The sequence below is a fragment of the Achromobacter spanius genome, assembly GCF_003994415.1.
Taxonomy (GTDB): Bacteria; Pseudomonadota; Gammaproteobacteria; order Burkholderiales; family Burkholderiaceae_B; genus Achromobacter; species Achromobacter spanius_C.
Genome location: NZ_CP034689.1, coordinates 2,713,434 through 2,739,369 on the forward strand (window position 1 = coordinate 2,713,434; position 25,936 = coordinate 2,739,369).

The 25,936-nt window shown below is 65.0% G+C and carries 23 protein-coding genes; 20 read left to right on the plus strand and 3 right to left on the minus strand.

Going from position 1 to position 25,936, the window contains the following annotated elements; all coding sequences use genetic code 11:
* The 8 genes from ELS24_RS12535 to flhF all read left to right on the plus strand — a co-directional run bounded on the left by ELS24_RS12535 (nucleotide 1) and on the right by flhF (nucleotide 11,103).
* Entirely contained in the window at nucleotides 1-855 is an 855-nt protein-coding gene (locus ELS24_RS12535) for a CheR family methyltransferase (protein WP_050450351.1), read from the plus strand.
* 20 nt (nucleotides 856-875) lie between these two features.
* The gene (locus ELS24_RS12540) at nucleotides 876-1,934 is read left to right on the plus strand and encodes a protein-glutamate methylesterase/protein-glutamine glutaminase (protein ID WP_127184309.1); all 1,059 of its coding nucleotides are present in this window, start codon (nucleotides 876-878) and stop codon (nucleotides 1,932-1,934) included.
* A gap of 51 nt (nucleotides 1,935-1,985) precedes the next feature.
* Nucleotides 1,986-2,375 (plus strand): chemotaxis response regulator CheY, encoded by a 390-nt coding sequence (cheY, locus tag ELS24_RS12545; RefSeq protein WP_043545108.1) that lies wholly within the window; start codon nucleotides 1,986-1,988, stop codon nucleotides 2,373-2,375.
* Between the two features lie 8 nt (nucleotides 2,376-2,383).
* A complete protein-coding gene (gene cheZ / locus ELS24_RS12550; RefSeq protein WP_050450353.1) occupies nucleotides 2,384-3,019 on the plus strand; it encodes a protein phosphatase CheZ in 636 nt (211 codons plus the stop codon).
* A gap of 181 nt (nucleotides 3,020-3,200) precedes the next feature.
* Nucleotides 3,201-4,715, plus strand: coding sequence for a methyl-accepting chemotaxis protein (locus tag ELS24_RS12555; protein WP_050450356.1), 1,515 nt, complete (start codon nucleotides 3,201-3,203; stop codon nucleotides 4,713-4,715).
* Between the two features lie 110 nt (nucleotides 4,716-4,825).
* The gene (gene flhB / locus ELS24_RS12560; RefSeq protein WP_127184310.1) at nucleotides 4,826-5,980 is read left to right on the plus strand and encodes a flagellar biosynthesis protein FlhB; all 1,155 of its coding nucleotides are present in this window, start codon (nucleotides 4,826-4,828) and stop codon (nucleotides 5,978-5,980) included.
* A gap of 3 nt (nucleotides 5,981-5,983) precedes the next feature.
* Nucleotides 5,984-8,104, plus strand: coding sequence for a flagellar biosynthesis protein FlhA (gene flhA, locus ELS24_RS12565; RefSeq protein ID WP_050450355.1), 2,121 nt, complete (start codon nucleotides 5,984-5,986; stop codon nucleotides 8,102-8,104).
* On the plus strand, nucleotides 8,101-11,103 hold the full coding sequence (flhF, locus tag ELS24_RS12570) for a flagellar biosynthesis protein FlhF (RefSeq protein ID WP_127184311.1): 3,003 nt from the start codon (nucleotides 8,101-8,103) through the stop codon (nucleotides 11,101-11,103). The genes flhA and flhF overlap by 4 nt, the downstream gene beginning before the upstream one ends.
* Nucleotides 11,104-11,408: 305 nt before the next feature.
* On the opposite strand, the gene ELS24_RS12575 is transcribed toward flhF, so the two are convergent.
* The 3 genes from ELS24_RS12575 to flgA all read right to left on the minus strand — a co-directional run bounded on the left by ELS24_RS12575 (nucleotide 11,409) and on the right by flgA (nucleotide 13,055).
* Nucleotides 11,409-11,885 carry a flagella synthesis protein FlgN gene (locus ELS24_RS12575; protein WP_050450239.1) on the minus strand — a complete coding sequence of 159 codons (477 nt, stop codon included), beginning with the start codon at nucleotides 11,883-11,885 and terminating at the stop codon, nucleotides 11,409-11,411.
* A 32-nt stretch (nucleotides 11,886-11,917) separates the two neighbouring features.
* The gene (gene flgM / locus ELS24_RS12580) at nucleotides 11,918-12,211 is read right to left on the minus strand and encodes a flagellar biosynthesis anti-sigma factor FlgM (RefSeq protein ID WP_050450227.1); all 294 of its coding nucleotides are present in this window, start codon (nucleotides 12,209-12,211) and stop codon (nucleotides 11,918-11,920) included.
* Nucleotides 12,212-12,338: 127 nt separating this feature from the next.
* Entirely contained in the window at nucleotides 12,339-13,055 is a 717-nt protein-coding gene (gene flgA / locus ELS24_RS12585; RefSeq protein WP_050450228.1) for a flagellar basal body P-ring formation chaperone FlgA, read from the minus strand.
* Nucleotides 13,056-13,232: 177 nt separating this feature from the next.
* Between flgA and flgB the strand changes: the two genes are divergently transcribed.
* From flgB to ELS24_RS12645, 12 genes are all read left to right on the plus strand, one after another.
* On the plus strand, nucleotides 13,233-13,640 hold the full coding sequence (flgB, locus tag ELS24_RS12590) for a flagellar basal body rod protein FlgB (protein WP_050450240.1): 408 nt from the start codon (nucleotides 13,233-13,235) through the stop codon (nucleotides 13,638-13,640).
* Between the two features lie 22 nt (nucleotides 13,641-13,662).
* Nucleotides 13,663-14,082, plus strand: coding sequence for a flagellar basal body rod protein FlgC (flgC, locus tag ELS24_RS12595; protein WP_050450229.1), 420 nt, complete (start codon nucleotides 13,663-13,665; stop codon nucleotides 14,080-14,082).
* Nucleotides 14,083-14,101: 19 nt separating this feature from the next.
* On the plus strand, nucleotides 14,102-14,803 hold the full coding sequence (locus ELS24_RS12600; RefSeq protein WP_050450230.1) for a flagellar hook capping FlgD N-terminal domain-containing protein: 702 nt from the start codon (nucleotides 14,102-14,104) through the stop codon (nucleotides 14,801-14,803).
* A 71-nt stretch (nucleotides 14,804-14,874) separates the two neighbouring features.
* Nucleotides 14,875-16,344, plus strand: coding sequence for a flagellar hook-basal body complex protein (locus tag ELS24_RS12605; protein ID WP_050450231.1), 1,470 nt, complete (start codon nucleotides 14,875-14,877; stop codon nucleotides 16,342-16,344).
* Nucleotides 16,345-16,377: 33 nt separating this feature from the next.
* On the plus strand, nucleotides 16,378-17,139 hold the full coding sequence (locus ELS24_RS12610; protein WP_050450232.1) for a flagellar basal body rod protein FlgF: 762 nt from the start codon (nucleotides 16,378-16,380) through the stop codon (nucleotides 17,137-17,139).
* Nucleotides 17,140-17,202: 63 nt separating this feature from the next.
* The gene (gene flgG / locus ELS24_RS12615; RefSeq protein ID WP_050450233.1) at nucleotides 17,203-17,988 is read left to right on the plus strand and encodes a flagellar basal-body rod protein FlgG; all 786 of its coding nucleotides are present in this window, start codon (nucleotides 17,203-17,205) and stop codon (nucleotides 17,986-17,988) included.
* Nucleotides 17,988-18,677: a flagellar basal body L-ring protein FlgH gene (locus tag ELS24_RS12620; RefSeq protein ID WP_050450234.1), complete on the plus strand. Its 690-nt coding sequence runs from the start codon at nucleotides 17,988-17,990 to the stop codon at nucleotides 18,675-18,677. Before flgG ends, ELS24_RS12620 begins: the two co-directional genes overlap by 1 nt.
* Nucleotides 18,678-18,679: 2 nt before the next feature.
* The gene (locus ELS24_RS12625; protein WP_050450235.1) at nucleotides 18,680-19,816 is read left to right on the plus strand and encodes a flagellar basal body P-ring protein FlgI; all 1,137 of its coding nucleotides are present in this window, start codon (nucleotides 18,680-18,682) and stop codon (nucleotides 19,814-19,816) included.
* A gap of 5 nt (nucleotides 19,817-19,821) precedes the next feature.
* Nucleotides 19,822-20,799: a flagellar assembly peptidoglycan hydrolase FlgJ gene (flgJ, locus tag ELS24_RS12630; protein ID WP_050450236.1), complete on the plus strand. Its 978-nt coding sequence runs from the start codon at nucleotides 19,822-19,824 to the stop codon at nucleotides 20,797-20,799.
* Nucleotides 20,800-20,872: 73 nt separating this feature from the next.
* Nucleotides 20,873-22,546, plus strand: a complete 1,674-nt coding sequence (flgK, locus tag ELS24_RS12635; protein WP_050450237.1) for a flagellar hook-associated protein FlgK — start codon at nucleotides 20,873-20,875, stop codon at nucleotides 22,544-22,546.
* Nucleotides 22,547-22,593: 47 nt separating this feature from the next.
* Nucleotides 22,594-23,853, plus strand: a complete 1,260-nt coding sequence (gene flgL / locus ELS24_RS12640) for a flagellar hook-associated protein FlgL (RefSeq protein ID WP_050450238.1) — start codon at nucleotides 22,594-22,596, stop codon at nucleotides 23,851-23,853.
* A 132-nt stretch (nucleotides 23,854-23,985) separates the two neighbouring features.
* Nucleotides 23,986-25,929, plus strand: coding sequence for a methyl-accepting chemotaxis protein (locus tag ELS24_RS12645; protein ID WP_127184312.1), 1,944 nt, complete (start codon nucleotides 23,986-23,988; stop codon nucleotides 25,927-25,929).
* Nucleotides 25,930-25,936 lie beyond the last annotated feature (7 nt).

Sequence of the window (25,936 nt, forward strand, 5' to 3'; positions counted from 1 at the left end):
GTGGCAACTGCGGCAACCCAGGCGCCGTCCGTTTCGGTGGACCGCCAATTCGATTTTCGCGACGCGGACTTTTCCCGCGTCCGCAAGATGATCCACGCGCGCGCGGGCATCTCGCTGGGCACGCACAAGCGTGAAATGGTCTACAGCCGCCTGGCCAGGCGTTTGCGCGCCCTGGGCCGCCAGGACTTCGGCAGTTATCTGGACCAGTTGGAACACGAACCCGACGCGCACGAGTGGGAAGAATTCGTCAATGCCTTGACGACCAACCTGACCGCCTTCTTCCGCGAATCGCACCACTTCCCGATCCTGGCCGAGTTCGCCCAAAAACGCGGCGGCCCGGTGTCCGTGTGGTGCTGTGCCGCGTCCACCGGCGAAGAGCCGTATTCCATTGCGATGACGCTGGTCGAGGCCCTGGGCCCGCGCGCGGCATCGTCCACGGTGCTGGCCACCGACATCGACACCAATGTGCTGAACCGGGCGCGCGCCGCCGTCTACCCGGCCGAACGCGTCGCCAAGATGGAAGACGAGCGCCTGCGCCGCTTCTTCCTGAAAGGCCGTGGCGCCAACGCCGGCCAGGTGCGCGTGCGGCCTGAGATTGCCGACATGGTGCGGTACGAAACCTTGAACCTGTTGGCGCCGTCGTGGCCGATCAACGAAAAGTTCGACGTGATCTTCTGCCGCAACGTGATGATTTATTTTGACAAGCCGACGCAGGCGAAGATTCTGGAGCGCTTTGCGCCGCTGCTCAAGCCGGGCGGCCTGCTGTTTGCCGGGCACTCCGAGAACTTCACCTACATCAGCCGGGATTTTCGTCTGCGCGGGCAGACCGTCTACGAATGTGCGAGTAAGGCCTGAACCGGCCAAGGCAGCAGACAATGAAAAAAATAAGCGTTTTATGTGTGGACGACTCCGCGTTGGTGCGCGGGCTGATGACTGAAATCATCAACAGCCAACCTGATATGGAAGTGGTCGCGACCGCGCCCGACCCCTTGGTGGCGCGCGACCTGATCAAGCGCCACAACCCCGACGTGCTGACGCTGGACGTGGAAATGCCCCGCATGGACGGGCTGGATTTCCTTGAAAAGCTGATGCGCCTGCGGCCGATGCCGGTGGTGATGGTGTCGTCCCTGACCGAGCGCGGCGGTGAAATCACCCTGCGCGCGCTGGAACTGGGCGCGATCGATTTCGTAACCAAGCCCAAGCTGGGCATCCGCGACGGCCTGCTGGAATACACCGAGATCATCGCGGACAAGATCCGCGCGGCCTCGCGCGCCAAGCTGCGCGCGCCCACGCCGCATTCGGCGCAGGCCGCGCCCGCGCCGATGTTGCGCCGCCCGCTGTCCAGCTCGGAAAAGCTGGTGATCGTGGGGGCGTCCACGGGCGGCACCGAAGCCATCCGCGAAGTGCTGCAACCCTTGCCGCCGGACAGCCCGGCCATCCTGATCACGCAGCACATGCCGGCCGGCTTCACCCGTTCGTTCGCACAGCGGCTGGATGCGCTGTGCGCGGTGACAGTGCGCGAAGCCGTTCACGGCGACCGCGTGCTGCCGGGCCACGTGTACCTGGCGCCGGGCGGCGACACCCACATGCGCCTGGGCCGCAGCGGTGCCAACTACGTGATCGAGCTTGAAGCCAGCGAACCCGTCAACCGCCACCGCCCGTCGGTGGACGTGTTGTTTAATTCCGCCGCCGTGGCCGCCGGCAAGAACGCCATCGGCGTCATCTTGACCGGCATGGGCAAGGACGGCGCGGCCGGCATGCTGACCATGCATCGCGCGGGCGCGCACACCATCGCGCAAGACGAAGCCAGCTGCGTGGTGTTCGGCATGCCCCGCGAAGCCATCGCCATGGGCGCCGTGGATGAAGTGGTTGCGCTGTCGGCGATTAGCGAACGCATTCTGACTCGCCTGGGCGACCGTGGGCACCGCGTCTGACGCGTCTGCCACCCACGATCGATCTCAAGCAAATTTCTTCTGGAGTGAAAGATGGTAGACAAGGGCATCAAGATTCTGGTGGTGGATGACTTCCCCACCATGCGACGAATCATCCGCAACCTGCTCAAAGAGCTGGGTTTCGAGAACGTGGACGAAGCCGAGGATGGCGCGATCGGGCTGGAGAAGCTGCGTAACGGCGGCTTCCAATTCGTCGTGTCCGACTGGAATATGCCCAACCTGGACGGCCTGGAAATGCTCAAGCAGATCCGCGCCGACGCATCGCTGGCCTCGTTGCCGGTGTTGATGGTGACGGCGGAAGCCAAGAAGGAAAACATCGTTGCGGCGGCCCAGGCCGGCGCCAACGGTTACGTGGTTAAGCCTTTCACGGCGGCAACGCTGGAAGAAAAGCTCAACAAGATCTTCGAGAAAATTGCCGGCTGAGGTGAGCAATGAGCCCCACGGAACAAGTTGAAGCCGCCGCCGAGAACCCCGATCTGATCCATCGAATTGCCTCGCTGACGCGCATGCTGCGCGACAGCATGCGCGAACTGGGTCTGGATCAGGCGATCAAAGATGCGGCCAATGCCATCCCCGATGCGCGCGATCGCCTGCGCTACGTGGCCCAGATGACCGAGCAGGCCGCCAACCGCGTGCTGAACGCGACCGAGCAGGCCGGCCCGATCCAGGACGGCATGTCGCGCTCGGCGCAGGCGCTGGATAGCCGCTGGCAGCAGTGGTACGACCAGCCGCTGGAATTGCCCGAGGCGCGCGAACTGGTGAAAGACACGCGCGCCTTCCTGGCCGACGTGCCCAAGCAGACGCAGCAGACCCAGTCCCAACTGATGGAAATCATCATGGCGCAGGATTTCCAGGACCTGACGGGCCAGGTCATCATGCGCATGATGGACGTGGTGGGCGCGATTGAACGCGAACTGCTGCAGGTGCTGCTGGACAACGTGCCGCAGGAACGCCGCGACGAAGCCAACAGCCTGTTGAACGGACCGCAGATCAGTCCGCAAGGCAAGACGGACGTCGTCACCAGCCAGGACCAGGTCGACGACCTGCTGGCCAGCCTGGGGTTCTGATCGACCCATCGCGCCGGCCGGCCTGGCCGCCGGTGGCGCGTGCCTAGAAGAATAAGCAGGGGGGGCTTGCAGTACGAGACAAGGCGCGCGCCGCGCGCCAGGCAACGGACGCCCACAGAAGGCGATCCGGGCCAGCACAAGGAGGTCCATCATGGCCAGATCCGTATTCCGCCTGGGCGGTATGTGGGCACTGCTACGCCGCTTGAACCGGGGCGACGGCACGCTGTCCGAACGTACCCTTTCCCTCAGCCCCGCGGTTTTCTCCCTGCATCGCTTCCTGGCGCGGATGCGCGGGCGCATCGTCACCGTGCGGCAATCCAGTATCGAAATCGCCTTGAACGCGGCGCGTACCCAATACCAGGCGGGGCGTTGCTCGGTCTTGGCGCAAGAGCAGGCGCGCGCGGCGGGTGCACTGGCCGACAGCGGCGCGCAGATTGCGGCCCTGTCCACGTCCACGTCGACCCATGCGCGCCAGATTGCCGACGTGTCCGGCCAGAACCTGCACGCCGCCGAGCAGGCCTTGTCCGAACTGTCGGAGGTGAAGGCGCGGGTAGACCGGATGACCCGCGAGATGGCCGCCTTTACCGAAGTCGTGGGCCAGTTGACCCTGCGCGCGCGCTCGGTGGCCGACATCAGCAAGCTGATCAAGGATATTGCGCTGCAAACCCAGTTGCTGGCCTTGAACGCGGGCGTCGAGGCGGCCAGGGCAGGGGATGCGGGACGCGGTTTCGCGGTGGTGGCCAGTGAAGTGGGCCGTCTGGCCGAACGGGTCAATGCCGCCACCAATGATATCGGTCGGCATACCGTCGAAATGCTGGACCTGGTGGACACCACCCAGCGCCAGACCGGCACGCTGCGGGAAGACGTGGACGCTTCCGGCGCCGTGCTGGACCGCACCTGCACCGATTTCGAGCGCTTCGTGCGTGACTTCGGCAGCATGAACCTGCAGGTGAACGAGGTGGTGCAGGCCATCGGCGAGGTTGATGCCACCAACCACGGCATGAGCGAGGAGGTGGGGCGCATTGCCGCGTTGAGTGCCGACGTGCTGGAGCGCGTGGGCAGCATGTCGAATGAAATCGACCGTATCCGCCGCCAGACGGAAAGTGTGCAGGAAGTGCTGGCCGACGTGCGCACGGGCAAGACGGCGTTTGACCGGCTGTGCGAAACACTGGAGAGTTTTCAGGCCGCGGCGCAGCGTCTGCTGGACGACGCCCGCCGCCGGGGCGTGGATGTGTTCGACCGCCATTACCAGCGCATTGCCGGCAGCGAACCGCCGCGCTACCACACGCGCTATGACCGGGCCATCGACGACGCCTTGACGCAGCTGCTGGACGGCGTGCTGGAGGCGGTGCCGGGAGGCATCTACACGCTGGTGGTCGACGCCCGGGGCTACGCGCCTGCCCACAACGGCTGCTTTTCGCACCCGCCCACGGGCGACCCCAAGGTGGACATCGCGCGGTCGCGGCACAAACGGATTTTTGACGACCCCGTGGGCGCCCGGCTGGCCGCCAACACCGGCGCGATGCTCTTCCAGACCTATTCGCGCGATACCGGCGAGATCATCAACGACATTTCGATTCCGCTGTATTTGGGGTCGGAACACTGGGGCGCGGTCCGCATCGGGCTGGACTACGTCAGCTTCCAGGCGGCCCTGGATGGCGCCGCGCCGGCCGCCATGCTGCGCAGCGCGGAATAGCACCGCTTTCTTCCCGCTTCTTGGCTTATCGCCCAAGCCCGGGCGATCCTAGAATCTCGGCGGGCGGCTCGTAATCCGAAAATCCGCGAGCCGCAACAGAACCGCAGAGCATGGCTGAAGAAAGCGACCTCGAGAAATCCGAAGCAGCCTCTCCCAGGCGCCTGGAAAAGGCGCGCGAGGAGGGGCAGATTGCGCGTTCCCGGGAACTGGGCACGTTCATGATGCTGGCCGCCGGTGTGGGCATGATCTGGGCCGGCGGCGGATCTTTGTATCAGGGCCTGAGCGGCGTGTTGCACAACGGCCTGGCGTTCGATCAGCGCATTGTGACGGACCCCGGCGTGATGGTTGAACAGGCGGTGATCGGCTTTGGCCACGTCTTGATGACGCTGCTGCCGGTGTTTGGCGTGCTGATGGTGGTGGCCGTGCTGTCCAGCGTGTTGCTGGGCGGCATCGTGATCTCCGGCAAGCCCCTGCAGGCCAATTTTTCAAAGCTGAGTCTGTTTGCCGGCCTGAAGCGGATGTTCTCCTCGCAGACGGTGGTGGAACTGATCAAGGCGCTGGCCAAGGCCCTGCTGGTGGGCGGCGTGGCCGTCTGGGTCATCTGGCGCTATCACGACGAGATGATGGGCCTGATGCACGTGGCGCCGTCCGCGGCGCTGATCAAGGCGCTGTCGCTGGTGGCGCTGTGCTGCGTCTTCATCGTGGCGTCCCTGCTGGTGATTGTGCTGTTGGATGTGCCCTGGCAGATCTGGAGCCATTTGAAGAAGCTGCGCATGTCCAAGGAAGACGTGCGCCAGGAACACAAGGAAAGCGAAGGCGATCCGCACGTGAAGGCGCGCATCCGCCAGCAGCAGCGCCAGGCCGCGCGCCGCCGCATGATGTCGGAAGTGCCGAATGCGGACGTCGTGGTGACCAACCCGACGCACTACGCGGTGGCGTTGAAGTATGACGAAGACAAGAGCAGCGCCCCGCGCGTGATCGCCAAGGGCACGGGCCTGATCGCGGCGAAGATCCGCGAACTGGCTGCCGAGAACCGCATTCCCACATTGGAAGCGCCGCCCCTGGCGCGCGCATTGCATCAACACGTCGAGCTGGGGCAAGAAATCCCGGCCGAGCTATATACCGCGGTGGCGGAAGTGCTGGCGTGGGTCTTCCAGCTGCGTTCGTGGCGTTCAGGATGGGGGGCCGAGCCGTCGGTCCCGACCAAACTGGCCGTGCCCGCGGCGCTGGACCCGCAGGCATCAACCGCAGCACAAGGAGTTTAAGGAATGAGCGCTTTGCTCACCATGTTGAAGAGTAGCGGGGCCGGCCATGCGCGGCTTCTGGCAGGGCCGATCCTGATCGTGATGGTGCTGGGCATGATGGTGCTGCCCCTGCCCACGTTCCTGCTGGACCTGCTGTTCACCTTCAACATTGCGCTGTCCGTGATGATCCTGCTGGTGGCCATGTTCACGCGCAAGCCGCTGGACTTCGCCGCCTTTCCGGCCGTGCTGCTGTTCGCGACCTTGCTGCGCCTGTCGTTGAACGTGGCGTCCACGCGGGTCGTGCTGCTGAACGGCCACACCGGCCCCGACGCGGCGGGCAAGGTGATCGAGGCGTTCGGCCACTTCCTGGTGGGCGGCAACTTCGCGGTCGGGATCATCGTGTTCGTGATCCTGACCATCATCAACTTCATCGTGATCACCAAGGGTGCGGGTCGTATCGCCGAAGTGGGCGCGCGTTTCACCCTGGACGCGATGCCCGGCAAGCAGATGGCGATCGACGCCGACCTGAACGCCGGCCTGATCGGCGAAGACGAAGCGCGCAAGCGCCGCGCCGAAGTCTCGCAGGAATCGGACTTCTTCGGCTCGATGGACGGCGCCAGCAAGTTCGTGCGCGGCGATGCCATCGCCGGCCTGTTGATCATGGTGATCAACGTGATTGGAGGCCTGATCGTGGGCGTGGCCCAGCACGATATGTCGATGGCCGAGTCGGGCCGCGTCTACACGCTGCTGACCATCGGCGACGGCCTGGTTGCGCAAATCCCGGCGCTGGTGATCTCGACGGCCGCCGGCGTGGTGGTGTCGCGCGTGTCCACCGACCAGGACGTTGGCCAGCAGATCATGAGCCAGCTGTTCTCGAACCCGGCCGTGCTGTTCCTGACGGCGGGCATCATCGGCATCATGGGCCTGATTCCCAACATGCCGCACGTGGCTTTCCTGACGCTGGCCGGTGCGCTGGGCTGGGGCGGCTGGATGCTGCACAAGCGCCGCCTGGCCGCCGCGCAAGCCGCCGAAGAGGTGCCGCCGCAAGCGATCACGCAGGCGCAGGCCGCCGCCGCCGAGGCCAGTTGGGACGACGTGTCCATGGTGGATCAGTTGGGGCTGGAAGTGGGCTACCGGCTGATTCCGCTGGTGGACCACGCCCAGAACGGCGAACTGCTGCACCGCATTCGCAGCCTGCGCAAGAAGTTCGCGCAGGACGTGGGCTTCCTGCCGCCGGTGGTGCACATTCGCGACAACCTGGAACTGAAGCCGAACGATTACCGCATCCTGCTGTCGGGTGTTGAAGTGGGGCAGGGCGTGGCGATGCCGGGCCAATGGCTGGCCATTGACCCGGGCGGCGTCACGGTACAGATCAAGGGCACGCCCACCACCGACCCCGCATTCGGCTTGCCCGCGCTGTGGATCGATGGGGGCTTGCGCGATCAGGCCCAAGTGGCGGGCTATACGGTGGTGGACGCGGGCACGGTGGTGGCCACGCACTTGAACCATCTGATGCACCGCCACGGTTCGAACCTGTTGGGCCGCCAGGAAGTGCAGCAGTTGCTGGACCGCATTGGCCGCGACGCGCCCAAGCTGGTGGAAGACCTGGTGCCCAAGACGCTGTCGCTGACCGCTTTGCAGAAGGTGCTGCAAGGCCTGCTGTCGGAAGAAGTGCCGATCCGCGACATGCGCACCATTATCGATACGCTGTCCGAGCACGGCCCGCGCCTGGCGGCGCAGGCGGCGGGCACCGGCGGTCAGCCCGACATCAACGAGCTGATCATGCTGGTCCGCCGTTCGCTGGGCCGGGCTATCACGCAGCAATGGTTCCCGGGCGAGGGCGAACTGCGGGTGATTGGGCTGGACGTCAAGCTGGAGCGGGTGCTGTCACAGGCGATGACCACCAGTGGCGGCCTGGAGCCGGGTCTGGCCGATACCTTGCTGCGCGAAACGCAAGCCGCCGTCGAACGCCAGGAATCGCAGGGCAATGCGCCGGTGCTGCTGGTGTCGCCGATCTTGCGCGCGCCGCTGTCGCGCTTCTTGCGACACCATCTGCCGCAGTTGGGCGTGTTGTCGAATACGGAAATACCCGATGAGCGCATGGTCCGCGTGACCGCGCTGATCGGCGGGAGCAACGGGCAATGAAGATAAGCCGCTTTTTCGGGGCGAACAGCCGTGAAGTGATGCGCCAGGTGCGCCAGGTGCTGGGGCCGGATGCGTTGATCGTGTCGAACCGCAGCGTCGATGGCGGGGTGGAAGTGCTGGCCACGGTGGACGGCGCGTTCGAGGATGCGGCGTCGGAAGCGCCGCCGCGCGAGGCGTCGGGGTACGCTGCGCCGGCCGGGGAGGTGCGTCAACCCGCGCCCGCGCCCGCGCCCGCGGCCATGCCGCAGCCGATGCCGTCGGCCATGCCGCAGCCCACGCATGCCGCCATGCCGCCGCCGAGGCCGCAGACCGGCTACTCGACGCCGTCGCCTGCGCAGGCGCCGATGCCGCAGACCAACTTCTCAACGCCGTCGCGCTCCATCGCTGCGTACCAGTCGGCCTTTGCCTCGTCCGCGATGCCGGAAATGGATGCGATGCCGGCGTCGAACGGCGTCGATGCACCTCAATCCGCCATACCCCATCCCACAGCGCTTGCGCCTGCGTCGCTACACCCGTCGCCCGCGCAGCAGGTGCCCATGCCGCATCCTGCCCCCGCGCCAGCTGCTGCCCCATCCATCGCCGTGCAGCCCGCTGTGCCGCTGACTGGCGCGGCGACCCGTGTCGAACTGCCAGCCTTGCCGCCCGCCCGGCCGGCGACGCCTGCGACGGCGCCCGGCTATGTGCCGGCTGCGTCCGCACCTGCGACGGCGCCCGGCTATGTGCCTGCTGCGTCCACGCCTGCCGCGGCGCCTGCCTATGTGCCGCGTGCGTCCGCAACGGCGGCGACGCCCGCCTACGCGCCCGCGGCCGCGCCGTCGATGGCCCGGATGCCCGACGCGCCCTTGCGCCAGGCGCCACCCATGGCGCCACCGTCGCTGCCGGCAAACACCACGACCGGTTTGGAGGACGCCATCAGCGCCTTGCGTGGCGCGCTGGAAACTCGCATGGATGGCCTGTTGTGGGGCGGCCGGCAGGGCGCGGGCCGCGAGCCCGCCGCCGCCGCGCTGTTCCGCAGTCTGCTTGACGCCGGTTTCAGCACGAAGCTGGTGCGCACGCTGGTCGACCGCCTGCCGCAAGGCCTGTCGGCCGACGCCGCCCAAGCCTGGGCACGCAATGAGCTGGTCACGCACCTGCCCGTGGTCGCTTCCGAAGACGAATTCCTGGTCGGCGGCGTCTATGCCCTGGTCGGCCCCACCGGCGTGGGCAAGACCACCACCCTGGCCAAGCTTGCCGCCCGTTGCGTGGCGCGCGAAGGCCGTGAACAGGTTGCAATGCTGACGACCGACTTGTTCCGGATCGGCGCGCTTGAACAGTTGCAGATCTACGGCCGCCTGATGGGCGTGCCCGCGCATTCGGTGCGCGACGCGGGCGAGCTGCGCCGCATTCTTGCCGAGCTCGGCAACCGCAAGATCGTGCTGATCGACACCACCGGCATCAGCCAGCGCGACCGCCTGGTGGCGGAACAGGCCACGATGCTGTGCAACGCGGGCAAGCCGGTGCGCCGGCTGCTGGTGCTGAATGCCGCCAGCCAGGGCGATACCCTGGATGAAGTGGCGCACGCCTACCGCAATGGGGTGGGCGAGGACGTGGCCGGTTGCATCATCACCAAGCTGGACGAAGCCACGCGCCTGGGCGCGGCGCTGGACACGGCGATCCGCCATCGCTTGCCGATTCACTATATGTCGGTGGGCCAGAAGGTGCCTGAACACATGGACCTGGCGCGCGCCGACGTACTGATCGACCGCGCCTTCCAGATGGTTCAACGCGCGCGTGCCTTGTATACGCCCAGCGAAGCGGATCTGGCATCCCTGATGCCGGCCGCGCGCGAGGCGGACGCGGTTGACCCCGCGCGCCGCAGGCAATTGCTGGCGTCGGCGATCCTGCGTCCGCAGGGTGGCTCCGCATCGGTGGCGGCGGCGCAAAACCTGGATGACACGATCGGCTTGCTGGATAGCGACCCGGCTTGTGTGCAGGCGCGTGCGTCCTGGCGTGAATATGTGGGCGATGGCGCGGGCGCCAGCCTGGCGGCATTGGCTGACGAGCCCTTGGCGATGGTGCGGCGTGAATTCTCATCCGTCTGCAACCGGCACCTGTTGGCCATGCACGGCAAGACCAGCATGAAAGGCGAGGCCTTGCCGGGTGGCGTCTTGATGGGGTCCTTGTTGATGAGCGATCGCGGCGTAGCCTTGGCGGCGCCGGCGCAGCAGTTGGCGCTGGCTCACGGCATGCTGACGTCGTTCGCGCCCGCGGCGCCCGGCCTGGCGGATGCCGGCCCGGCGTTGGAGGCGCGCGTGCGCTGGTTGGGCGAACAGTTACCGCGCCTGCCGCTGGTGCATCTGCTGGAAGCCGGCACGTCGGCGTTGTGGCAGTCGCTAAGCGAGCAGGGCGCGTCATGGGTGGCGCGCTGTCCGGGCGGCATGCGCGTGGTGCAGGACGAATGCCCAACCAATTTGAATGCCGTCGGCAAGAGCGTGGGCTACTTGCCGGTGGGCCAGCCGGGGGATATGCCAGGGTTGGTCAGCGAGCAGGACGGCAAGCCCGTGCCGCTGGCGCTGTGGGCGTCGGGAACGGAGATCGCGTTGCCGGGCCGGGGCGAGAATGCGGCGTTCCGCCTGGTGTGCGCGCGGTTGATCGACACGGCAAGCGGGGAAGTGGCGGGCCAGTTGTTTGGCGTGACGAACCTGTCGGCGTCTCAAGCCGACGCGGCGACGGTGGCGCGGTGGCTGGTGTTGCAGGACGAAGCCAAGGCCGGTTTCCGTTATATGGCGAGCGCCTGGCAGGCATTGCCGGCGGTTGATGGTTCGCATACGTTGGCCAGGCAGTCGCTGATGGCGGGCCAACTGGGCGCCGCGTGCTGGCAGATGGCGCATTCCGCGTCTGCCGAGGTGGCGCGGGGGCCGTTGTCGGGAATTATGGGGTCAGAGAGAAAGCTATCGGGGAAGTTGCTGCCGGTGGCGATATTGAAGATGTTCGCGATGTTGGAGATGGCGGCGGGGTGATGTAGCCATCCGGCGGGGTCTGGATTTTGGGTGGCGGCTGATGGGTTTCGCGCGTTGTGCGCTGATGCTTTTTTGGCGGGCGTGCCGCGCTCCACCCATCCTACGGATGTGCGGTGGTGCTTGTAGGATGGGTGCAGCGCGTGGGGGTCGTGGCAAGATCGCTGGGGCTGCATCGCGCGGAACCCATCTTGCGGTGAGGCCGTGCATATCCAGCCGCTGCTGATGGGTTTCGCGCGTTGGGCGCTGGTGCTTTTTTGGTGGGCGTGCCGCGCTCCACCCATCCTACGGACCTATTTCGTGCGGAATTATCCGGCGACGATGGGTTTGCGGCTGGGGGCGCCTCGGGCGCCGCGGCCGTAGGCGTCGTACGTGACGTTGCCCTTGGCGCCGTTGATGTCGCGCAGCGCGTCCAGCGATTGCTGGGTGTAGCGCAGGTGGACGTCGATCAGGGCGCCGTTGCGCATATTGATTTCATTGGCCGACGCCGACTTGCTCAGCAGCGCTTGCCAGACCCCTGACAACTGCGGGTGCAGCACCGCGGCCTGCTCGGTGCCGGTGTGGCCGGCGGGCAGGCCGATTTCGGCCAGCAGGCCGTCGCGCGTGTCGCTCAGATCCACCAATTGCTGCGCCACCCGGCCCTTGCGTTCCGTGATGGTCTGCAGCGCGCCCACATTGCCCGGCCCGACCAACACCTCGGTCTCTTCTTCCAGAATCGCCGAAAACTCGGTAATCAGGGCGTCTTCCTGACGCATGCAGGACTGGAGGGCGTCGACGGGGTTCATGGTCATGCTTCTGATCAGGCGTTGAACAAGGATTACTTCAACAGATCGCGCGCGCTGGCGATCAGGCTGTCGGCAATGCGGCCGGTGTCGATCTTCAATTGGCCAGAGGCAATCGCGGCGCGAATGGCGGCCACGCGCTCGACGTTGATGTCGTTCGAGCCGTCTTGCAGGGCCAGCATCTTGCGCGACGCCGAGCTCAACGCCACTTGCGAGCTGCTTGAGCCCGTGGCGTTGCTGGCGCCGTAGGCCTGCGCAACCGCGGAATCCGGGCGCTGGCTGACGGCGTCGGCCGAAATGGGCCGGTTGGAGGTCGAATTGATTTTCAAGGTTTTCTCCGCAGGGCGTTCTGGGTCGGTTTGCGACGGATCCGCCTACTTATGTCTGAGTAACGACAGGGGCGGATGGAACTTTAGGGCAGCTTGCCCGCCGCCGCAACGCGATTTGTAACAGAGCCTACAGTTGTATTTCCACCAAGCCCGCGTTGCGCACCACACCGCTGACCACCTGGCCGTTCGCGGTGCGGACCTGCACCCGGGCGCCCGGCGCGGCATTATCCAGCGCCTCGCCCTCGCTGCTGACCACAAACCCCTTGCCGCGGGCGTTGATCCGCACATTGGAGCCGCGCAGCACCGTTTGCGCATTGCGCAAGGATGAACTTCTTACCGGCTGGCCAGCGTTGATACGGTAGGCGGCCGTCATGCCCTCAACCATGTGCGGATCCGTGATGGCGCCGGGCGGCAGCGACACCAGATCGCCATCGCGGGGGGACAGGTCAGCCGGCGTGATCGCCTGGCCGGCCGCGATCAAGCGCGACGCGACGTAATAGTACCCGGACACGCTGACCGTGGCCTGCACATAGGTCGTCCAGGGTCGGGGCGCGTTGCACCGCACGCCCACCGTCATCCGCGACCGCAGTCGCACGCCCGACGGCATGAACGGGGTCATGGCGTCGCAGGGCGTCAAGTGTTCCACGCGCGGCGCGTCGACGGTCACGGCGGGTTGGCCGGGCAGGCCGGCCAACTGATCCAGCAGATAGTCTTGCGCCACGGTCGCGACCGCCGAGGGCGGCTGGCTGACGGCGCTTTGGGCCAGCGCCGCCCCGGAACCAGTCAGCGCCAGAACGATCAGGCCGCTTGTGCGCGCGAGGAGGAGTCGTGCGGAGATTTTCATGATGACTGAATTGTAGGAGTCCGCCGCGCTTGGCAATACGTGAATTGGATGAGAAATGGCAGGTTATTTGGCTGATTGTGTTACGCCGCCGGCCCCTATGATTCCGTCATCCAATGGGATACCGGTGTGTTCGGCGTCCCGTGCTTTATCCGTATTGCAACGCATGAAGGCGCCACGATGCTAGACAGGCTTAACGAAGATTTCCGGTTCTACCAGCAGGCTTTGGCGTTGCGCGCGCAGCGCCAGGAAGTGCTGTCGTCGAACATCGCCAACGCCGACACGCCGAACTACAAGGCGCGCGACTTTGATTTCAAGACCGCGATGCAGAACGCCCTGGAAGATTCCAAGCGCCTGGCCGACACCTCGTTGACGCTGACCTCGGCGCGCCACATTCCCGCCAAGGCCGTCTCGCAAGGTCCGACCGACCTGCTGTACCGCCTGCCGTACCAGCCCAGCATGGACGGCAACACGGTGGACATGGATATCGAGCGCGTGCAGTTCGCCGACAACACCTTGCACTACCAGAGCACGATGCAGTTGATCTCCGGCCGCATCCGGTCGCTGCAGACCGCTATTCAGGATTGATCCTTAAAGGGAGCAACAGGCCATGTCCTTGTTGAGCATTTTCGATATCGCCGGTTCCGCGCTCAGCGCGCAGTCGCAACGCATGAACGTGTCGGCCAGCAATATGGCCAACGCCGACAGCGTCGTCGGCCCCGACGGCCAGCCGTACCGCGCCCGCCAGGTCGTGTTCCAGGTCAACCCGGCTCCGGGGCAGGCCTTGGGGCAGGAGATCGGCGGCGTGCGGGTGGCCGGCGTCATCCAGGACCCGTCGCCCTTGAAGCAGGTCTATGACCCCAAGCATCCGTTGGCGGACGCCCAGGGTTACATCAGCATGCCCAACGTCGATCCGGTGGCCGAAACGGTCAACATGATCGCGGCGTCGCGGTCCTATCAGGCAAACGTCGAGGTGCTGAACACCGCCAAGTCGTTGATGCAGAAGACCTTGACCATTGGTCAATCCTAAACCCTGACTGAGCGAATCCATGACCACCGTCAATCAAAATACCAGCGCCACCGGCCTGGCCTTGGCCCAAACGGGTTCCACCAGCAACATCACGGCGCAGGGGCTGCAAGATCAGTTTCTGAGACTGCTCACGACACAGTTGCAAAACCAGGATCCCCTGAACCCGATGGAAAACGCCGAGCTCACCTCGCAGATGGCGCAGATCGCGACGGTGGAAGGCGTCAACAACCTGAAGAACACGATGTTGGCCATCAGCGGCCAGATCGACGTGTCGCAGTCGATGAATGCCGTGTCGATGATCGGCAAGGGCGTGCTCATCCCCGGCAACAAGATCAAGGTCGGTGTCGACGGCGACAACGCCGCCGAGCGCGTGATCACCCCTTATGGCCTGGACTTGCAAGGCGACGCGCAGAAGGTGCAGGTACGCATCGCCGACGCCAACGGCGCCATTGTGCGCACCATTGAAATGGGCGAGCAGAAGACCGGCGTGTACACGCTGGACTGGGATGGCAAGAACGACGGCGGCGTGGTGCTGGAGCCGGGCGCGTACACCGCGTCCGTTCTGGCCACCGACGGTGACGGCAAGAAGGTCAACGCGGAAGTGTTGAGCTACGGCCAGGTCAAGAGCGTGGCGTATTCGACCGACGGCTTGCGTCTGGACATGGGCCTGGACGGCCAGGCCAGCATGCTGGATGTGCGTAAGGTAATCGGCGGCGCCTGAATCGGGCGGACATGAAACGGTGCCGGCGCACGAGCGGCGGCTTTCCTAGATAAAGATCAGCGAGAGAAAACATGGGCTTCGGACAAGGATTGAGCGGCTTGAATGCCGCTGCGCAGAACCTGGACGTCATCGGCAACAACATCGCCAACTCCGGCACTGTCGGTTTCAAATCGGCCACCGCGTCGTTCGCGGACGTCTACGCCAGCTCGCGCGTGGGCCTGGGCGTGAAAGTGGCTGCCATCAACCAGCGCTTCACGGTGGGTACCGTGCAGGGCGGCGGCGGTGAGTACGACATTGCCATCGACGGCGCCAAGGGCATGTTCCGCCTGACCGACCAGAGCGGCGCGGTCATGTATTCGCGCAACGGTGAATTCCTGGTCGACAAGAACAGCTACATCGTCAACGCCCAGGGCTACCGCCTGACGGGCTATCCGGCCGGCGCGATCGGCGCGAACCCGGTTGAACTGCAAGTGCCGACCGCCAACGTGGCCCCGCAAGCCACCGCCACCGGCACCACCGTGGCCAACCTGAACGCCAACGCCAAAGTGGTGTATCTGACCGATACGGTGACGTCGCCCGCGGTCAACGGCACGGTGACGCTGGGCGGCACGCCCTACGAGTTCACGCGTGACGCCGGCGGCGCCCTGGTCTGGGACGCGGCCATTCCGCCCGCCGGCACGTACGGCACCGCGCCGAACGAGGTCACCATCGACGGCGCGGGCGCCATCACGGCGGGCGACATCAGCCAGATTCCGGGCTACGTCAACTACACCGCCGAGGTCACGGAAATCGGCCGTCCCTTCGACCCCACCATTTCCGCCAGCTACACCAACGCGTCGCCCATGACGGTGTACGACTCCCTGGGCAACTCGCACCAGGTGATGCAGTACTTCGTGAAGCGTCCGGCCGACGTCGCGGGCAACAGCGTCTACGACGTCTACTACACGATGGACGGCCAGGCCATGTCGCCCACCACCGAGGCGGCGGGCGTCTGGGGCAACCCCCAGCAGTTCACGTTCAACAAGGCTGGCGCGATGACCAGCGCCCCGGTCGTGACGCTGAGCTTTGCCGCGCCGGGCGGCGCCGTCACGCCGGCCGACCCGCTCAGCATTGCCATGAACTACACCGGCACCACGCAGTACGGCAGCGACTACAAGCTGGTGGCCAAGCCCGACGGCTATACGTCCGGTGAATTCAGCGGCATCAACATCGGCGCCGACGGCAGCCTGGTGGCCGCCTACACCAACGGCGAAACGCAAGTCGTCGGCAACATCGTGCTGGCTGACTTCTCCAACCTGCAAGGCTTGCAGCCCATCGGCAACAACGCCTGGTCCGAAACGGCAGCCTCCGGCCAGCCGATCCTGGGCCAGCCCGGCACCAACGGCATGTCCCGCGTGGTCGGCCAGGCGACGGAAGCGTCCAACGTCGACATGAGCAAGGAACTGGTCAACATGATCATTGCCCAGCGCACGTACCAGGCCAACTCGCAGACCATCAAGACCCAGGACGAAATCATGCAAGTCCTGATGAACCTGAAGTAAAGCTGGCTCGCGACGACACCGACGGAATAGGCAATGGACAGAATCATCTACACCGCCATGAATGGCGCAGCGCGTATCACTGAGCATCAGGCCGCGCTCTCCAACAACATGGCCAACGTGAACACGACGGGCTTTCGCGAGCAGATCGCGCTGTACCGCTCGGTTCCGATGGCGGACGGGGTGAGTCTGCCGACGCGCGTTTCGACGGTGGCGTCCACGCCCGGCAACAGCTTCCAGATGGGCACGATGCAGACCACGGGCCGCGACATGGACGTGGCGCTGGCCAGCGAGAACGGCTGGATTGCCGTGCAGACGCCGCAAGGCGAGGCCTACACGCGCAACGGCAGCCTGCAAGTGGGCATCAACGGCCTGTTGCAGACGTCCTTGGGTCAGCCGGTGCTGTCGGATCAGGGCGGCCCGATCGATGTGCCCGACCAGGCCGCGCTGAGCATCACGTCGGACGGCACCATCACCGCCATCGGCGCGGGCGACGGCCCCAACAACATCCTGAACCTGGGTCGCCTGAAGCTGGCCAACCCTGACAACACGCAGCTGGTGCATGGTGACGACGGCGTGTTCCGCCGCGCGCCGATCAACGGCCAGCCGGCCCCGCCGCTGCCCGCCGATCCCGGCCTGCGCCTGTTGTCGGGCGTGCTGGAAGGCAGCAACACCAATCCGATGAAGGCGATGGTGGGCATGATTGAAAACGCCCGCCGCTTCGAGCAGCAGATGCAGGTAATCCAGCAGTCTGACCGCAACGCCGAACGCGCCAACGGCATTCTGTCCGTCAGCTGATTCGACCGCTGATTCAAACATTTATCGCGCGCGGCCGGGCCGCGCCACTAGGAGTACTTCACCATGATGCGTTCGCTGTGGATTGCCAAGACGGGCCTGGAAGGGCAACAGATGTCCATGGACGTCATCTCCAACAACTTGGCCAACGTCTCCACCAACGGCTTCAAGCGCGGTCGCGCCGTGTTTCAGGACCTGATGTACCAGACGCTGCGCCAACCCGGCGCCCAGGTGGGTGACGCCACGCAACTGCCGTCCGGCCTGCAATTGGGCACGGGCGCGCGCGTGGCCGCCACCGAACGCATCCACACGGACGGCAACCTGAACAACACCGGCGGCGAAATGGATATCGCCATCAACGGCCGGGGTTTCCTGCAAGTGGAACTGCCCGACGGCACCCAGGGCTACACCCGTGACGGCGCGCTGCAACGCGACCAGAACGGCCAGTTGACCACGGTGTCCGGTTATGTGATCCAGCCGCCGATGAACGTGCCTGACAACGCCTTGTCCATCTCCATCGGCAAGGACGGCATCGTCTCGGTGACGCAGCCTGGCGCCGCCGGCGTGAACGTGCAGATCGGCCAGTTGCAGATCGCCACCTTCATCAACCCCACCGGCCTGCAAAGTATTGGCGAAAACCTGTATCTGGAAACGGATGCTTCGGGCCCCGCCAACCTGCTGCAGCCGGGCGTGGACGGCGCGGGTTCGATCATGCAGAACTACGTGGAAACCTCGAACGTGAACGTGGCTGAAGAACTGGTCAACATGATCACGACGCAGCGCGCGTACGAAATGAACAGCAAGGCCGTCAAGACCTCTGACGAGATGCTGGCCCGCCTGTCCCAACTGTGATGCCCATGTCTGTCCTGCGTCTGGTATTCAGTGCGGCGCTGGCTATGCTGGCGGCCGGTTGCGCCATGATTCCGCCCGAGCCCATCGTGACCGGGCCGACGACCGCCGCGCCGCCGCCGCCGCCCATGCCCATGGCACAGCCCACGGGCTCGATCTACCAGCCCACCACCTACGGCAACTACCCGTTGTTCGAAGACCGCCGGCCGCGCAATGTGGGCGACATCGTCACCATTGTGCTGAACGAGCGCACCAATGCGTCCAAGAACGTGGCCACCAACACCAACCGCACCGGCTCGGCCACGCTGGGCATCGCGGCGGCGCCGTCGTTCATGAGCAGTTGGGCCAACGCCAACCTGAATACCGAAGCGAATGGCGGCAACGTCTCGCAGGGCAAGGGCGACAGCACCGCCAACAATGCCTTTACCGGCACCATCACGACCACCGTCGTGGGCGTGATGTCGAACGGCAATTTGCAGGTGGCTGGCGAGAAGCAGATTGCAATCAACCGGGGCAGCGAGTACGTACGCTTTGCCGGTGTGGTGGATCCGCGTTCCATTACCGGCACGAATACCGTGTCGTCCACGCAAGTGGCCGACGCTCGCATTGAATACCGCAGCAAGGGCGTCATGGATGAAGTTCAGACCATGGGCTGGCTGCAACGCTTCTTCCTGCTTGCTTCGCCGTTCTGATCATGACAAAACCCACTCCGATATCCGCCGTGCTGTCCTTGTTCGCTCGCGTGTGCGTGGCGGTGGGGCTGCTTGCCGGCGCCGGTGCGGCGCAGGCCGAACGGCTCAAGGATCTGGCTTCGATCCAGGGCGTGCGGGGCAACCAGCTGATCGGCTACGGCCTGGTCGTGGGCCTGGACGGCAGCGGTGACCAGGTGCGCCAGACGCCCTTTACCCAGCAAAGCCTGACCAACATGCTGTCGCAACTGGGCATCACGGTGCCCGCCGGCAGCAACATGCAATTGAAGAACGTGGCCGCCGTCATGGTCACCACCACCATGCCGGCGTTTGCCCGGCCCGGCCAGACGCTGGACGTGGTGGTGTCGTCCATGGGTAACGCCAAGAGCCTGCGCGGCGGCACCTTGCTGATGACGCCGCTGAAGGGCGCCGACAGCCAGGTCTACGCTATCGCCCAGGGCAACATCCTGGTGGGCGGCGCGGGCGCGTCGGCCGGCGGCTCCAGCGTGCAGATCAACCAATTGAATGGCGGGCGCATCAGCTCGGGCGCCATCGTCGAGCGCGGCGTGCCCACCACGTTCTCGCGCGACGGCTACATCCACGTCGAACTGAACAACACCGACTTCGGCACGGCCCAGAATGTGGCGGTGGCCTTGAACCGCAAGTTCGGCCAAGGCACGGCCACCGCGCTGGACGGCCGCGTGGTGCAGGTGCGCACACCCATGGAGCAGGCTTCGCAGGCGCGCTTCCTGTCGCAGGTGGAAGACCTGCAGGTCACGCGCGCGCCCACGGTCGCCAAGGTCATCATCAACGCCCGTACCGGCTCGGTCGTCATGAACCGCACGGTCATGATCGAAGAGGCCGCGGTGGCGCACGGCAACCTGTCGGTCATCATCAACCGCCAGAACCAGGTGTCGCAGCCGGACACGCCTTTCACGGAAGGGCAGACGGTGGTGGTGCCCAACACGCAGATCGAAGTGCGGCAGGACAATGGTTCGTTGCAGCGCGTGAGCACCAGCGCCAACCTGGCTGACGTGGTCAAGGGCTTGAACGCCCTGGGCGCCACGCCGCAAGACCTGCTGGCCATCCTGCAGGCCATGAAGTCCGCGGGCGCCTTGCGCGCCGAACTGGAAATCATCTGACGGCCATGGCAATTACTCAAGACGCGGCGCGCGGCGCCACCCGCCAGGATTCGGTGTTCGACATGGGCCGCTTGTCGGACCTGAAGCGCGACGTCAAGAAAGATCCCGAAGGCACCGAGCAGCAGCGCCAGGTGGCCAAGCAGTTCGAAGCCCTGTTCCTGCAGATGATGGTCAAGCGCATGCGCGAAGCCACGCCCAAGGAAGGGCTGTTCGATTCGCAACAGACGCAGATGCTGCAGTCCATGGCCGATGAGCAACTGGCGCTGCACCTGGCGTCGCCCGGCATCGGACTGACCCAGTCCATCCTGGCGCAGATGCAGCAGGGCAAGCCGGCCGATATGTCCGACGATGCCGTGCGTGCCATCGCGCAGGGCGGTGACCTGGATTTCCGCACGGGCGGCTCGCGCGAAGTGTCTGCGCTGCTGAACGTGATGCGCAACAACCGCGCCAGCGACCGCGCATTGGCGGCAGCCGAGGGCGCGCCCGAGCATGTGGTCGACTTCGTGTCGAAGATGTCGCGCGCGGCCAACCTGGCGTCGCAGCAAAGCGGGGTGCCCGCTCGCCTGATCATGGGCCAGGCGGCCCTGGAATCGGGTTGGGGCCAGCGCGAAATCAAGCATCCGGACGGCAGCACCAGCTACAACCTGTTCGGCATCAAGGCGGGCGGCAGTTGGAAGGGCCAGGTCGTCAATGTGCTGACCACTGAATACGAGGGCGGTGTCGCCAAAAAGGTGACGCAACCTTTCCGCGCCTATTCCTCTTACGAAGAATCGTTCTCGGACTATGCCCGCCTGATCGGCAACAGTCCGCGTTACGAAGCCGTGACGCAGGCGCGTAACGAAATCGACGCGGCGCGCAAGATCCAGGACGCGGGCTACGCGACCGACCCGCGCTATGCGCAAAAACTGATCGGCATCATGGGCCAGTTACGTGGGGCAGCCTCTGACGTGGAAATTTCGCGCCAGATGTTGGAAGGACTCTAAATTTGGACGATCTCCTGCCGTTATTGGAGTATCCAGAGATATCACCTGCGGTTACACACGGGGCATTGTTAGCATGAACTTGTACAAAACAGCGCTGAGCGGGCTGAACGCCGCCCAGGCAGGCTTGTCAACCACCACTCACAACATCAACAATGCCACCACGGTTGGCTACAACCGTCAGCGCGTGCTGACGTCGACCGCCGGCGCCCAAGCCACCAGCAACGGTTACATTGGCCGCGGCGTGCAGGTCGATACCGTCGAACGCAGCTACGACAGCTTCCTGTACAAGCAGTTGGTGGGCTCGACCGGCAGCGGCGCGCAGTTGCAGACGCAGTATGCGCAGGTGTCGCAGATCAATAATCTGTTTGCCGATCGCACCGTGGGTATTGCCCCGGGCCTGACTGATTTCTTCACCAGCATGAACACGGTCGCCAGCAAGCCGGCTGACCCGGCGGCGCGCGCCGACCTCTTGGGCAAAGCCAATAGCCTGGCCACGCAGATCCGTTCGGCCTACACCGAAATGCAGAATCAGCGTGAAGGTCTGAACACCCAGATCACCACGACGGTTGAACAGGTCAACAGCTACCTGAGCCGTATCGACGATCTGAACACGCAGATTTCGCTGGCGGCCGGCAAGGCCAATGGCAGCCCCCCCAACGACCTGCTCGACCAGCGTGACCAGGCCGTGCTGGAACTGAACCAGCTCATCGGCATCACGACCTATCCGCAGGGCGACAAGATCAACGTGTCGCTGACCAAGGGCGGCCAGTCGCTGCTGTCGGGCTCCACCTTGTATCCCTTGCAGGCCGTGGCGTCGACCAAGGACGCCAGCCGCACGGTCATCGCCTACACCTTGCCCGCCGGAGCGGGCAAGACGGTGGCGGTGGAAATGGACGACAGCGAAATCACCGGCGGCACGCTGGGCGGGCTGTTGCAATTCCGCTCGTCGTCGCTGGACTTGATGCAGAACCAACTGGGCCAGATGGCCGTCGGCCTGGCCTTGTCGTTCAACGAACAGCACACCCAAGGCCTGGATCAGAACGGTAATCCGGGCACCGATTTCTTCAGCGTCAGTTCGCCCGAGGCCGTGCCGAACACCGCCAACAAGAGCAACGCGCAGATCACCGGCACGTTCACCACCCTGGGCAATGTCAACGCCAAGGACTACGAGATTTCGTTTGACGGCACCAACTACCAGGTGCTGCGCATGCCGGAAGGCGCGCGCGTCTATAACGGCCCCGCGACCGGCACGCCGCCCAACGCGACGCTGAACCTGGACGCCGAGATGGGCGTGACGCTGACGATCGACGCGCCGCCGCAGGCGGGCGACACGTGGTCGCTGTCGCCCACGCGCAATGCCGCGCGCGACATCAATGTGCTGATTACCGATCCGGAAAAAGTGGCCGCGGCCGACGCCGAGGGTGGCGACGCCAACGGCAAGAACGCGCTGAAATTGGCGCAACTGCAAAGCGCCAAGGTGCTGGGCCACGGCACGATGAGCACCACCGACATGTTCGCGCAGGTGGTGAACACGGTGGGCGTGCAAACCGCCCAGGTGAAGTCGGCCGCCACCGCGCAGGCCAACCTGATCAAACAGACCACCGCTGCCCAGCAGTCGGTGTCGGGCGTCAACCTGAACGAAGAATACGTCAGCCTTTCGTTGTATCAAGAGCAATACCAGGCCAGCGCCCGCATCATCGATGTGGCCAGCACCGTGTTCGACACGTTGCTGGGCCTGCGTGGTTAAGACGAAATTTCCATTGTGATGACTAAAAAGAAATCCGGAGCCGCACCATGCGCCTGAGCACCACGATGATGTATTCGAATGGCCTGAGCGGCATTCTGAATCAAGAGTCGGACATGAACCGCCTGGTCGAACAGGTAGGCAGCGGCCGCAAGTTCCTGACGCCGGCGGATGATCCGCTGTCTGCCTCGCTGTCTATCGGCGTGGCGCAGACCAAGAGCATGAACAGCACGTATGGCATGAACCGCGATGCGGCGACGACCAGCCTGGGCCAGGAAAGCAATGTGCTGGATTCGATCACGACCGCCTTGCAGGACGTGCGCACCCGCGTCATCCAGGCCGGTAACGGCACCTTTGCCGACAGCGACCGCCAAGCGCTGTCGACCGCGCTGAAAAGCGCCCGCGATGCCCTGCTGGGCCTGGCGAACAGCACGGACGGCAACGGCCAGTACCTGTTCTCGGGTTACCAGGGCGGTGTGGTTCCCTATTCGCAGGACGTCAACGGCAAGATCGTCTACAGCGGCGCCACCGGCGAACGCACGATGCAGGTGGACCAGTCGCGCCAGTTGTCCACGAGCGATCTGGGCAGCGATATTTTCAACCGCGCCAACCCGGGCTCGCAGGCGTATGTCAGCACCGCCGCCAACGCCAATATTGGCACCGCGCAGTTCAGCACGGTGTCGGTGACCCCCGGTTCGGCCAACATCGGCAAGAGCTTCCAGATCCAGTTTGAAGCGGATCCGGCCACGGGCAACATGGGCTACCGCGTCACGACGACGGACCCGAACGCCAACCCGCCGGTCCCGCCCGTCATCGCGCCCGCGCCGCCGGCCGCGCCCACGCAATACACGCCGGATTCGGCCATCGATTTCGGTGGCGTGTCGGTGGTGATCAAGGGCACGCCGGCCAACGGCGACGTGATCAACGTCGAAAGCGTGCAGTCGGCCGACGTGGACATGTTCAATACGTTGGACAGCCTGATCAAGGTGCTGGATTCGCCGATTGCCGGCGATGAAGTGGCACTGGCCAAGCTGAACAACGAGCTGGCGACCGCCAACAAGAAGCTGGCAAGCAATTACGACAACGTCTTGACGGTCTCGGCGTCGGTCGGCGCCCGCATGAACGAGCTGGAAGCGCTGGACGCAACCGGCACGGCAAAGGGCTTGAACTATTCCAAGACGCTGTCGGACTTGGAAGATTTGGACTACTACGCCGGCGCCAGCCAGCTTGCTCTGCGCCAGGTGGCGTTGCAAGCGGCTTCCGCCGCGTTCATGACGATTCAGGGATCCAGCCTGTTCAGCCGCCAATAAGCGGCGGGTTCCCAGGCCGCGCCCAGGCGCGGCGGTTCGCCATTCTCGGACGCTGCCGGTCAAGGACCGGGGCGTCCGTGGTTGCGTTCAGGGTAGGTTGTGTCGTTTCACTGTTTAACGCTCGGGTAATTCATGCTTGTCAATTTGAAAGTCCGCACCTGTATCGTTCTGGTGCTCTTGCTCTTCACGGGCGCCATGTTCCTGTCGAACGGGGTGGCGTGGATGGGGCTGAACTCCAGCAACGGAAAGCTGGAACAGGTCAATGACGCCTATTCCAATCAGGCGACGCAATTGAATCGCGCCTACATCGCGTTTCTGCGCGGCCGGCTGCTGTTGGCGAATTCGCTGATGGATATGCAGCAGGGAAAAACCGAGCAGGCCACGTCCCAGGCGCAGCGCGCCGACACCTTGATGCGGGAAGGCAACGAGCAGCTTGACGCGTTTCGCAAGGTGCCGCGCATGGCGGGTTCGGAAGCACTCGTTGAAAAGCTGGATACTGCATACCGTCAGTTTGACGACGTCTACAAGCGTCAGGCGGCCGCATTGGCCAACCTGTCCATCCAGGAATATCTGGACCTGAACGATGCCGGCGGTGCGGCCAACACCGCATTCCGTGAAGCCGTGTATGGCGTATTGCAGTTCGTGGATACGCGCACCAATGAACTCGTGGCGCAAGCCGAGAGCGACCATCGCATTTCGCGCACGGTGACGATTGCGTTGTTGGCAATCACCTTGCTGCTGGCGCTGGGCTGCTGGATTTTCATCAACCGCACCGTGCTGCGTCCGCTGCACCAGGCGGGAGACCATTTCGACAAGATCTCGGGCGGCGACTTCACCGGCCGTATCGACGTGCGCAGCACCAACGAGATTGGCCAGTTGTTTGCGGCCATCAAGCGCATGCAGGAAAGCCTGACGCGCACGGTGGCAACGGTGCGCCGTGGTGTGGACGAAATCAATGTGGGTGCGCGCGAGATTTCCGCGGGCAATACGGACCTGTCCAGCCGCACGGAACAGCAGGCGGCATCCCTTGAGGAAACCGCGGCATCCATGGAAGAGCTGGCGTCCACCGTGAAGCAGAACGCGGACAACGCGCGCCAGGCCAACCAGTTGGCGGCCAGCGCGTCGGACGTGGCCGAACGCGGCGGTTCGGCGGTGTCGGAAGTGGTCAGCACGATGCAGGGCATTTCGGCCAGCTCGCGCAAGATTTCGGAAATCGTGTCGGTCATCGACGGCATTGCGTTCCAGACCAACATCCTGGCGCTGAACGCGGCGGTAGAAGCGGCGCGTGCCGGTGAGCAGGGCAAGGGCTTTGCGGTGGTGGCGGGCGAAGTGCGCTCGCTGGCGCAGCGCAGCGCGCAGGCCGCCAAGGAAATCAAGGGTTTGATCGAAGACTCGGTCTCCAAGGTGGGCGCGGGCTCGCAGCAGGTGGAACGCGCTGGCGCGACCATGCAAGAGATCGTGGCCTCGGTGAAGCGCGTGACGGACATCATGGGCGAGATCTCGGCAGCGTCCGAAGAACAGTCCAGCGGTATTGATCAGGTCAACCGCGCCGTGTCGCAGATGGACGAAGTGACGCAGCAGAACGCGGCGCTGGTGGAAGAAGCGGCCGCTGCGGCCGGCTCCTTGCAGGAGCAGGCGCAGCGCCTGGCCGAAGCCGTGGCGGTGTTCAAGATCAATGCGGGCGAAGTGATTGAAGTGCCGGCGCAGCAACTCGCCAGCCAGCAGGCCGCGCCGCGGGTGTCGTCGCGCGTGTCTTCGCATGAGTCGTCCGGACAAGCGACGCCTCGCGCGCAGGCGCCGGCCGCACATCTGCCGCATTCGGCGCAGGCTGCGACAGCGCCGGCCGAGACGGCGACGCAAGATACGGACGAAGCACCGGCCGCGCCCAAGCCCGCGCCGCGCAAAACGCAGGTGGCGCGTCCCAAGCCAGCCGCTACGGCGGCCACCGTGGTGCGCCCGCTGCGTCGACCGGCCACGCGCGCGGACAGCGCCGCCACCCGTGCCGATGCGACGCCGGCCGCTTCGGCGGCCAGCCGCCGGGCCGCGCCCGCGGATGATGATTGGGAGTCCTTCTGACGAATCC